The organism is Hyella patelloides LEGE 07179, assembly GCF_900659865.1.
Classification (GTDB): Bacteria; Cyanobacteriota; Cyanobacteriia; order Cyanobacteriales; family Xenococcaceae; genus Hyella; species Hyella patelloides.
Window position 1 is genome coordinate 1 of the sequence record NZ_LR214010.1, and the last position, 10,883, is coordinate 10,883.

Annotated in this window: 8 protein-coding genes, 2 pseudogenes and 1 CRISPR repeat array; of the genes and pseudogenes, 8 read left to right on the forward strand and 2 right to left on the reverse strand. The window is 38.6% G+C overall.

Going from position 1 to position 10,883, the window contains the following annotated elements:
* From cas3 to cas2, 6 genes are all read left to right on the forward strand, one after another.
* On the forward strand, window positions 1-2,051 hold a 2,051-nt coding region (gene cas3 / locus H1P_RS26140), incomplete at its 5' end, for a CRISPR-associated helicase Cas3' (RefSeq protein ID WP_144873079.1).
* Between the two features lie 12 nt (window positions 2,052-2,063).
* On the forward strand, window positions 2,064-3,710 hold the full coding sequence (locus H1P_RS37745) for a type I-MYXAN CRISPR-associated Cas8a1/Cmx1 (protein WP_222427243.1): 1,647 nt from the start codon (window positions 2,064-2,066) through the stop codon (window positions 3,708-3,710).
* Window positions 3,711-3,742: 32 nt separating this feature from the next.
* The gene (gene cas7i, locus H1P_RS26155) at window positions 3,743-4,603 is read left to right on the forward strand and encodes a type I-B CRISPR-associated protein Cas7/Cst2/DevR (RefSeq protein ID WP_144873082.1); all 861 of its coding nucleotides are present in this window, start codon (window positions 3,743-3,745) and stop codon (window positions 4,601-4,603) included.
* Window positions 4,603-5,226, forward strand: coding sequence for a CRISPR-associated protein Cas5 (cas5, locus tag H1P_RS26160; RefSeq protein WP_144873085.1), 624 nt, complete (start codon window positions 4,603-4,605; stop codon window positions 5,224-5,226). The genes cas7i and cas5 overlap by 1 nt, the downstream gene beginning before the upstream one ends.
* Before the next feature lie 73 nt (window positions 5,227-5,299).
* Window positions 5,300-6,985 carry a type I-MYXAN CRISPR-associated endonuclease Cas4/Cas1 gene (locus H1P_RS26165; RefSeq protein ID WP_246141958.1) on the forward strand — a complete coding sequence of 562 codons (1,686 nt, stop codon included), beginning with the start codon at window positions 5,300-5,302 and terminating at the stop codon, window positions 6,983-6,985.
* Between the two features lie 8 nt (window positions 6,986-6,993).
* A complete protein-coding gene (gene cas2 / locus H1P_RS26170; protein ID WP_144873088.1) occupies window positions 6,994-7,287 on the forward strand; it encodes a CRISPR-associated endonuclease Cas2 in 294 nt (97 codons plus the stop codon).
* Between the two features lie 255 nt (window positions 7,288-7,542).
* Window positions 7,543-8,889: direct repeats of the CRISPR family, unit length 36 nt; unit sequence GTGTCCTAACCTTAGATGCCATAAGGCGTTGATCAC.
* A 20-nt stretch (window positions 8,890-8,909) separates the two neighbouring features.
* Here the strand turns inward: cas2 and H1P_RS40115 are convergent.
* Window positions 8,910-9,350, reverse strand: a pseudogene (locus H1P_RS40115) (reverse transcriptase domain-containing protein); the annotation flags it as partial.
* Between H1P_RS40115 and H1P_RS36555 the strand changes: the two are divergent.
* Together H1P_RS36555 and H1P_RS36560 are read left to right on the forward strand one after the other, a co-directional pair.
* Window positions 9,233-9,937, forward strand: a complete 705-nt coding sequence (locus H1P_RS36555) for a winged helix-turn-helix domain-containing protein (protein ID WP_222427244.1) — start codon at window positions 9,233-9,235, stop codon at window positions 9,935-9,937. The pseudogene H1P_RS40115 and the gene H1P_RS36555 overlap by 118 nt on opposite strands.
* Window positions 9,891-10,304, forward strand: a complete 414-nt coding sequence (locus H1P_RS36560; protein ID WP_186376151.1) for a transposase — start codon at window positions 9,891-9,893, stop codon at window positions 10,302-10,304. Before H1P_RS36555 ends, H1P_RS36560 begins: the two co-directional genes overlap by 47 nt.
* 32 nt (window positions 10,305-10,336) lie before the next feature.
* Here H1P_RS36560 and H1P_RS26185 read toward each other — a convergent pair.
* Window positions 10,337-10,756 (reverse strand): annotated as a pseudogene (locus H1P_RS26185) (reverse transcriptase domain-containing protein); the annotation flags it as partial.
* Between the last annotated feature and the right edge of the window lie 127 nt (window positions 10,757-10,883).

The following is a 10,883-nucleotide window of genomic DNA, read 5'->3' on the forward strand; positions in this document are numbered from 1 at the left end:
TTCGTGCCAAGATTAAAGAGGCTCATCCCAAAAGATTTTTACCTAACAATCCTCAACTAGTTCGTCATGAGGTAGCTTCAGTTTTACTGGCTTGGGAGTTTCGAGAATGGTTGGAGCAAGGGGAAGGAGATTTTTTAACAGCTTTAGCAGCAGCAGGAGGACATCATCTTAAATTAGGAGGAAAAAAAGGTAAATGTACGGATGAATTAGGAGAAATTCGTCAAAGTGGAGACGATAAATTATTTCTCTATATTATTGGCAAAGTTGATGGTAAAACTCAATTTAATAAACATTTTCATCAGTTACTCAAGTATGGTGCAAAAACTCTTAAATTACCTAAGAAAATCAAATTTTCAAAAGAGTTTAAACAGCAAATTTCAAATAAGTATTCTTTATTTTGGTCTTTAAAAGATCTCAAAAATAAGCAAAATGAAATTAGAGATTTTTTATCTTTTGATTGGCAACCAGATTCAATTTTGCTATCGGTTATTAAATCGCTCTTGATTGCTGGTGATGCTATAGGTTCGGCAATTCCCAATGTAAATGAATATATTAAAGGCAAGAAAAAAAAATCTCTTAAAAACTGGATTACCGAAAATATTCAAAATACTCTTGATGAATCTAAACTTCAACAAGTAATTGATGTTCGACTTGCTGGACATCAGTTAAGACCTTTCCAAATTCAGTTAGCTCAAAGTCCTGTCAGAGTGACACTGGCAAGAGCAGGATGTGGTACGGGGAAGACATTAGGGGCTTACAATTGGGCAAAATCTTTTGCTATTGGCAGAAAACTTATTTTCTGTTATCCCACAACAGGAACTAGCACCGAAGGTTTTTTGGATTATGTCCATAATCAACTGAACTCGGTTTTGCTACATTCTCGCGCTGATGTGGATTTAGAAATGGCTACCACCGGAGAGGAAGGTGAGGCAGGAGAAGGGCATAATGAGGGAGCAATAAAACTAGAGTCTTTTAAAGCCTGGGGGAAAGAATCTATTGTCTGTACTGTCGATACAGTTCTCGGATGGTTGCAGTGTAACCGCAGACCCCTGTATTGTTTTCCTGCGATCGCACAAGCTGCTTTTGTTTTTGATGAGGTTCACTGTTACGATGACCGCCTATTCGGTGCATTATTGAGATTTTTAGAAGTAGTTAAAGCACCAATTTTACTGATGTCTGCTTCATTTTTACCCTGGCAAAAAGAGGCAATTGAAAAAGCAGTAGGCGAACCGATTGAAATTATTTCTGGCTCAAAAGAGATCGAAGCACAAGCCCGTTATAGATTTTATTACGAAGAAGAACCTGATTGGTCGAGAGTAGAAAAAGAACTATCAGCAGGTGGTAAGGTGCTATGGGTTTGCAATCAAGTAAATACTGCTATTGATGTTTATCGAGATGCTAAAGCTAGAGGATTAAACGCTGTACTCTATCACAGTCGCTATCGCTATGAAGACAGAGTTAGACATCACCGTGATGTTGTTGATGGTTTTAAACAAGATGAACCGATTTTAGCGATCGCGACTCAAGTGGCAGAGATGTCTCTCGATTTGTCGGCAACCCTTCTAGTCTCCCAAATTGCCGATCCAGCAGGTTTAATTCAACGTTTGGGAAGGTTAAACCGTCGCTATTGCGGTCGTGCTTTAGATGCTCTATTTTATCCCGATGAAAAAGTTGGTTATCCCTATAGCGAGAAACAACTCAATGATGGATTGAAGCTAATTGAGTCTTTTAAAGGTGAAAATGGTCAAAGGGATTTAGCTCAATGGTTAGAAGATTCTGATACCAGAAGTCAACCCGACACCCAATCAGTTTTATTAGATGGTGCTTGGCGAACTTATCCGACATCTCTAAGAAAAGAAGGTTTTAATATCACAGTTTTATTAGAACAAGATTTGGCAACTATTAAATTATTACCTGCTAAAGAAATTCCTCGTTATACCGTTCCGATTCCTGCCAAAAATTATCACTCATGGGACAAATACAAGTTTTATTTGATCGCACCTACTGAGATATGGAGTTATTCCCCAGAATTAGGTGCTAAAACAAACTGAAAAATTTAGAAAATGACAGAACTTACCCTATCTATTTTTGACCCTAATACCTTACTTCCCCATCGTGCTGGAATTGCTGGTTTAGCCTTAGCTTTGTCGGTTATTAATCCCGATGATGTACCTTTTTCCTGGGAAGTTACAGAAGATACGGTTAGCTTATCTTGGGATTCTGAAAAAACTAGCGATAAGTTTGCTGTATTAAGCTTAATGCAGCAAACTTATCGTATTCAAGATGGTTATTTGGATGTTCCCGCTCTTAATTTAGACCAACAAGGAAAATACACTTTTAGTGAAGGAGTTGCTAGGAGTTTTCTTCAGCACGGAAGCCAAAGAATACAAAATAAAAATCCTGTTAATCTAACTTTTTTAGTTGATGAAGGTCAACCAGAAATATCTCATAGCTTTCAAAAGCTAGAAGAATGCTATTTTGCAAGAGATGAAGTATGTTTTAAAGCCAGAAAAAAAATATATGACGAAGCACTTGCTCAATATGAGAAAGACAAATTAGAGTACGACAAAGAAAAGAAAAATCGAAAGACTGACAAGAAAAAGCCTAAAAAACCTAGACTAAAACAGCCATTTGAGGGGCTACAAGAAGCTTTTAACACTAAAGGAAAATTTGAAGTAGAAATATCTGTTAAAGGAGCTAATTTACCTGGACTAGTAGAATGTTTTGCTCATGGATATTATCAAGAATCTCCTGAAGGATGGCTAGCACTTTTGTTTTTGCCTTTAGCTTGTAGCTTTTATCAATTATCTAAAAATCATTCTGGATATCGTTCGGCTGTTGTTATTCCAGAAGTGAAAAATATTTTTGAATGGGTTAAACGAAGAAAAATATATTCTGGCAGTACCTATCGTAATTTTCGCTCTAGCAGTGCAGGAGAATCAGGATTACGTTTTTTACTTCAAGAAAAACTAATTGAAGATAACAAACTGTGGAGAGTTGATTATTGCGAAGTTTATCAATTAGGTAAACAACAATGGGATGGCAGTCAGAGTTATCTAAAACAAGCTGTTTATCGAGTACAGGTAGATGACGAAATCTTAGATTTATACGATTCGGCTCGTCAATTTTTTAAACCCCAAATTCGTACCAATGATAAAGGAGAGACATGGTTAGCCATTTCCCAAGTATTACCCTGGCTTTGCGACAACCTGATTACTGGTAAACCTTGGTATTTAGGTTTTTATGAATTTCAGAAACAAAATAAACTTTATGAACGAAAAGGATTAGTAAGTATGTCTCAATATCTTGATGCACTAGAGCAGACATTTTTCGATGCTGTTCGAGGGGCTTTTAGTAGTTTTTTGAGGGAGCAAATCATACAAGCTCAAAAGCAAGGTCGAAAACTCGATTATCCTCAAGTTACCAATAAAATAATTAATCGCTTACAACGACCTAGCACACAACAAGATTTTGCTAAAACAATGGTTGATTTTCTGAGCCGATACCGTAGCAAATCGACGAGAGGTGTGGGAGCAGAGATTTATCAATGGCTTCACAAAGATAATCAATGGAAGCAAGCACGAGATTTAGCTCTACTGGCGATCGCTTCTTATACAGGGAAAGGCAAAGATGGCAAATCTGAAATTCCCGAAGAAGTATTGGATGAATCTAGCTCTGAAGCTGAAGAAGGCTTTGAAATGTCCGTTTAATTAATTTTTGATCGTTAATCAAGGAGAAAAACATGACACAACACATCTTTGTTACTATCGTTACCCCCACTGCTGTTGCTGCTAATAACCGAGGCGAAGGAGATGGCAGTACTTTATCTACTCTACAGAAAATTACTAGAGGTAACGACCAATATACAACAGTTAGTGCTGAGGCTATTCGTTGGGGATATCGTGAATGTTTACAAAATTCCCAACCAGATAAAGTAAATAGAACTTTTGATGCTGAAGCTGATAAGTACAATCACAAAGATGAAAAATATAACGCAAAGACTTATATTGACGATGATCTTTTTGGTTTTATGGATGCTAAAAAAGATAAAAACAACAAAAACGCTACAACTAAACGTCGTGGAGCATTAGAAGTAAGCAGGGCAATCAGTATTGATCCTTATTGGGGTGATATTACCTTTGGTTCTAAAGGAGGGGAAAAAGATAATAAATCAATTCACAATACAGAAGTTCACTGCACTGCTTATCAATATACTCTGGCTTTAACTCCTAGCGGTTTAAAAGACCCCGAAAGAGCAAAATTATTACTCGATGCCATACCAGCTATCAAACACGTCGGCGGTAATCATGCTCGTTTCTTATACGAATTTCGTCCCGAATCAATTGTTATTCGAGTAACTGACGATCCTAGCCCTTGGATTATGAACTGCTTTGCCAGAATTGGTAATTCTGTCGGTTGTTCTCGTTTGGTTCGTCTAGTTGATGTTAAAGATGTACCAGCTTCAGAATTAATTGTAGCGGGAGAAATTGCTGATACTCCTTATGGGGAACAACTCAAAGATCTAGGTGTAAATGTTTGTCGGGGAGTTAAAGAAGCGATCTCCGAAGCCAAGACGCTACTTGAAACTGAGGTTACGGCTTAATGAATCAAACCTTATATATTGATTGTCCTTGTACCAGCTTTCCTCGCAGTTTTGCCAGAGATTACAAAGAAACCTATCTTTATCCCCCCCCTTCTACTATTTACGGTTTTTTACTTTCATTATTAGGAGAATCAGATTTGACTGCCCATTTAGGAGTAAAGCTCGCGATGGGAATTATTGGAGACAAGCCAGTAATTTCTCGCATTCTTCGGAAACAAAGGCATCATAAGTTTAGTAAAACCCACATGGGAACTTATCCTCCAAGTAAGTATTCTAAGCCTAATTTTCAAGAGCTTTTAACTGATGTCAAAGTAGTTATTAAGCTAGATTCATCTCAAGAATCTGCCAAAATAAAACTAGATGAAAGGGTTGCGATCGCTATTACTTCTCCCGAACAAATTACTCGTTTTAGTGGACTGAGTTTAGGTGAATCTTGGGCTTTAATTAATGGAATAAGACCCTATCGAGAAGCTGATGGAGAAATAAATTGGTTAATTAAAGATTGTCGAGGATTGATTAGTTTACCAGTTTGGATTAATCGTCAAAATCAACGTGGAACTTTTCAAAGGTTTTCTTCTGGAGAATTTAGTCCTAATTGTTGGGTAGAAATTAAAGCTAGTTAATTTAAACAATTTACTAAAAAATTTAGAAACATGGAAACGTTTTTGCCAGGTCAATTGATTAAAGTAATTGTAGTTGAAAGTAAACAATATTATTACAAGCAATGCAATTACTTCAAAACCTATTGAAACTGAAACTATCCGTGTTTCTGCCCTTCATGCTCTAGCTTACTGTCCCCGTCTTTACTATCTTGAAGAAGTAGAAGAACTCTATACTCAAGATGCTGCTGTCTTTGCTGGACGTAGATTACACGCTGAATTAGAGAAAAAAGAAGATGAAGACTGGGAAGACCTATTTCTTGTTGGTGAAGAACTAGGATTGAGGGGTAGAGTTGATGCACTTCGCACCCGTGACGGTCAAACTGTCCCATATGAGCATAAACGAGGGCGTTCTCATAGAGATGATAATAAACAGCCTCAAGCCTGGGAGAGCGACAAATTACAAATTCTTTCTTACTGTTATCTTATCGAGTCTGCTTTAGGAATTAAAGTTACTGAAGGAAGAATCCGCTACCATGCTGAAAATGTTCTGGTTCATGTTCCTTTTGATGATGAAGGGAAAAAGATAGTAGAAAATGCGATCGCTCTTGCCCGACAGATACGAACCTCAATTCATCGTCCACCAGTAACGGAAAATGAAAGACTCTGTACTCGTTGTTCTTTGTCTCCCGTCTGTTTACCAGAAGAAGCCAGGTTAGTTCACAATCGGGAATCTGAACCGTTGCGTCTTTTTCCTCAAGATGATGAAAGAGAGATTCTACATATTCTCGAACCAGGAACGAGAGTAGGTAGAACGGGAGAACAAATCAAAATTACTCGTAAAGACAAACCATTAGAAAAAATACCAGCCCAACAAGTAGGACAGTTAGTACTTCATAGCTTCTCGCAAATTTCTACTCAAGCATTACACTTCTGCGCCCATCAAGGAATTGGAATCCATTTCGTCTCTGGTGGTGGTCGCTATATTGGTAGTTTTGACAATAGACAAGGCAGTATTCAACGACGGATTCGTCAGTATGAAGCATTAAGTAATTCAGAATTTTGCTTGTCTTTAGCTAAGAAGTTAGTTAATTGTCGCGGACAAGGACAACGAAAGTTTCTTATGCGTAGCAGAACAAGTAAAAAGATTAAATCAGCCAGAATAGAGCAAAATATTCAGCAAATGCAAGCTATTATCAAACAAATACCTCAAATAACTTCTATTGAGTCACTTTTGGGCATAGAAGGCAAAATAGCTGCTCTTTATTTTGCTGCTTTACCTTGTATTTTGGGTACAGATATTCCTCACCAAATGCGGTTTGATGGTCGCAATCGTCGCCCTCCCAAAGACAGATTTAATGCTTTGCTGGGTTTTGGCTATTCTCTGTTAATTAAAGATGTGATGAATAGTATTCTGAGCATGGGTTTAGAACCAGCATTAGGTTTTTATCATCAACCCCGCTCTCAAGCTGCGCCTCTGGCTTTGGATTTAATGGAAATATTTCGCGTTCCCTTAGTAGATATGATTGTCGTTGCCTCTATTAATCGTCGGCAGTGGGATGTGAATGAAGACTATGAAATTCGTGGCGAACAGGTTTGGTTAAGCGATACTGGACGACGTAAATTTGTTGAACTTTACGAACAACGTAAACAAGAGACTTGGAAACATCCCGTTACCAAGTATTCTCTTACCTATCGCCGTCTTTTAGAGTTAGAAGTCAGACTACTAGAAAAAGAATGGATGGGAGAAGGCGGTTTATTCGGTCAACTGATTGTGCGTTAGGAGGAGTTATGGCAGAACAAAAAAACTGGTATTTAGTTTGCTATGATATTCGCTGTCCCAAACGCTGGCGCAAAGCTTATAAACTGATTGAAGGATATGGCGATCGCTTGCAATATTCGATTTTCCGTTGTTGGTTATCTCAAAGAACTAGAGAAAAAATGCGCTGGCAGTTAGAAAAAATCTTAACCCAAGAGGACGATCTAATTCTAATTCGTTTATCCCATCAGTGTGTCAAAGGTTTACCCGCTTACAATCGTCCCAATACTTGGATGATGGATAGTGGTGGTTTTCGAGTATTGTAATTTTTACAAGCACCTCTGAATGTTTGGGTTTTTTAGGTTCTAAAATAGTGTCAAATCATTACTGGGCAAGGGATGGAATGAGTTTTTGACTATCTGTAGATGCTTGAATTTTGTTGTATCCTTTATCTAGCAAGGGTTTCAGCAATTGGTTATTAAGCTGATTTATGACTTTTCAGCGAAATAATTGGCATTTTAAAAGAGATGCTTGTAAAATTGCTACTGGATACTCATATAGAAAGGGTTTCGGCGACTGCCGTGTCCTAACCTTAGATGCCATAAGGCGTTGATCACGGAATAATAGGTAAGTGAGCGTAAGCAACAGACTCCATTGTGTCCTAACCTTAGATGCCATAAGGCGTTGATCACTTTACATATGCTTTTCTCCTAGCCTCTAAACTGTTTGTGTCCTAACCTTAGATGCCATAAGGCGTTGATCACTTAGCTTTAAGTAAGGCTCATAAGGTAGCTGAAAAACGTGTCCTAACCTTAGATGCCATAAGGCGTTGATCACGTACTTGGGACTTAGGGTACTTTTCAATTACTCTCGTGTCCTAACCTTAGATGCCATAAGGCGTTGATCACGTACAGTTGTTCCCAAGTTTCCGAGCTTAAAGGGTCGGTGTCCTAACCTTAGATGCCATAAGGCGTTGATCACTAATTTGTTAAGTAGTGTAAATCGGGCATGCGCGTGAGTGTCCTAACCTTAGATGCCATAAGGCGTTGATCACTAACCTGCGATCGCTCCGTCCATACCATTCCCCCTGTGTCCTAACCTTAGATGCCATAAGGCGTTGATCACAAGCTACTGGAGTTGCAGACTCGGACAACAATAAGTGTCCTAACCTTAGATGCCATAAGGCGTTGATCACATAGTTTGCACGTAGCTATAACGAAAATTTTCGTGTGTCCTAACCTTAGATGCCATAAGGCGTTGATCACTTTACAAACAAAACATGGAAACAGCTAAACAAAATGGTGTCCTAACCTTAGATGCCATAAGGCGTTGATCACTCAATAATTAAAGAGTTACCAATATCGCGACCCCTAACTGTGTCCTAACCTTAGATGCCATAAGGCGTTGATCACGTACTCTTGCCGCTACCAGATACGCCCCATAAGAATAAATGTGTCCTAACCTTAGATGCCATAAGGCGTTGATCACGTACTCTTGCCGCTACCAGATACGCCCCATAAGAATAAATGTGTCCTAACCTTAGATGCCATAAGGCGTTGATCACTACCACTAAAGGGTGGGATGTCACCGATGCAATTGTGTCCTAACCTTAGATGCCATAAGGCGTTGATCACGTGCTTATTGCATCGGTTATAACGGGGAATCTTATAGTGTCCTAACCTTAGATGCCATAAGGCGTTGATCACGTAAAAAACTAGAATTACGCCGTTCGGGGGAACGCAAAAGTGTCCTAACCTTAGATGCCATAAGGCGTTGATCACCAAATTCGCCAAACCGCCTTAAAACCAACTATTTGTGTCCTAACCTTAGATGCCATAAGGCGTTGATCACATTGATTATGACGGAGTTGTGGCGCAAATCAAAGAAGCAAAGTGTCCTAACCTTAGATGCCATAAGGCGTTGATCACCTATTGCAATCTCTATACCCACCGACGACGGATAGCCATTCTCCTATTATCCTTTGACAATTTTTGACTACGTTCTGGTCTTTGTGAATTATTACGAAATCATCTGCGTATCGGATTAAGGAGAGAGACATTTTATTGTCTCTCTTACATCCTTTCCATGTTGCAGCATATTCTTTAATTCTTGATTCCATTCCGTGTAGAGCAATATTGGCTAGTAGAGGGCTGATGATTCCCCCTTGTGGTGTACCTTCGTTGGGGAATATTGTTTCTCCATTGTCCAGTACTACTAAATCCGATTGACAGAAGTAGCTTAAAATAATAGGTAAAATACTTAAATTTACTAATGCCGAAAAAAGCCTATTTAGCTTCGCACCTAAATACTCTTGAACTAAAAAAGCGATATCAACAAAGCAAAAATCCAATTGAGTCAAGAAGATGGCATTTGCTGTGGAAAATAGCACAAGGTTGGACTATTAAAAATAGTGCGATAGCAGTAGGATTGAGCTACGGTTATGCTCAAAGAATTGTCAGAAATTACAATCAATATGGAGTTATAGGAGTAAAAATCAAGCCCAGAGGAAAAGAAAAACATAGTGGAGGAAAAGCAGCTTTACTCTCTTCAGAACAATTTCAGAAGTTAACTCATGCCCTGGAATCGAAACCCAGTGATGGTGGGATTTGGACAGGAGTCAAAGTAGCTCGCTGGATAGAAAAAGAAACTGGCAAAGAAAGAGTTTGGAATCAAAGGGGTTGGGATTACTTAAAAAAGTGCAGCTATTCTTGGCAGAGACCAAGACGGAAACATAGCAAGGGAAATCTGATTGAACAAAACTTATTTAAGCAGAATTTACCCATTCTCGTTAAGCAATTAGAAAAGAAATATCCTAATGCAAAAATAGAAGTCTGGTTTTTTGATGAGCATCGAGTGGGACTAAAACCAATCTTAAAAAAAGTTTGGAGTCCCATTGGTACTAGACCTCAAGCAATTGTACAACACCAGTATGAATGGAGAGGATGTCTATGGTTTTGTCGAACCAAAAAGCGGTAAAACTCTGTGGTATTTGATTCCCAGAGTCAATATTCAATGGATGAACGTAGTCTTAGAAACTTTTGCCACTGAAGCGGGTGCTAACAAAGATCAAATTATTCTTTTAGTTCAAGACAGAGCAGGATGGCATCGAAGTCAAAAGGTCAATTTACCTGCTGGAATCGAAACAGAGTTTCTTCCTGCCTATTCTCCAGAATTGCAGCCTGCCGAACGATTGTGGTCATTGATTGATGAAGCGATCGCCAATGAAAATATAGAAAGTATGGATGAACTTGAAGAAAGACTATCAAAGCGTTGTTGTGTTCTCAGTCAAATGACGGAAGAAATTAAAAATCTCACTAATTATCATTGGTTCAAATACAGCTAGTTTTATATAACTTCTATCAATCGGATTTAGTATACATTGGCTTTTAGCCATGCTCTTAATTGTCTTCTTGCCTTGGGAAAAGTGTTAACTTTTTGTAGGAGTTTAGTGTGGTTAATCTTGTCGAAGCATTTTGAGATGTCGGCATCTAAGACATATTTATCTTGTCTGTTTATAGCTCTGAAGATAGCTTCAATTGCATCGTGACATCCCCTTCCTGGTCTGAATCCGTAGCTGTTAGGCTCAAAGATTGCTTCCCATTCAGGTTCTAATGCTTGTTTCAATAAAGCTTGTACCGCTCTATCTTTAATTACGGGTATCCCAAGAGGTCTTTGTTTTCCGTTGGCTTTGGGTATCCATACCCTTCTGATGGGTGGGGATTTATCCTCCAGTTTTAATTGACTTACCAGGTTCAAACGTTGCTTTGGGGTCAGTGATTTAATCCCGTCCACACCCAATACTGTTCGGTTAATAATTAAGTAGAAGAAGAAGCAACTGCAAAAGTAAGTGGTTGAAGTTGAGTAAAACCAGTTCGATGTATTGGCTTTCTGGCTTGAAATTTGGAACGAGGTTTCTTGACAA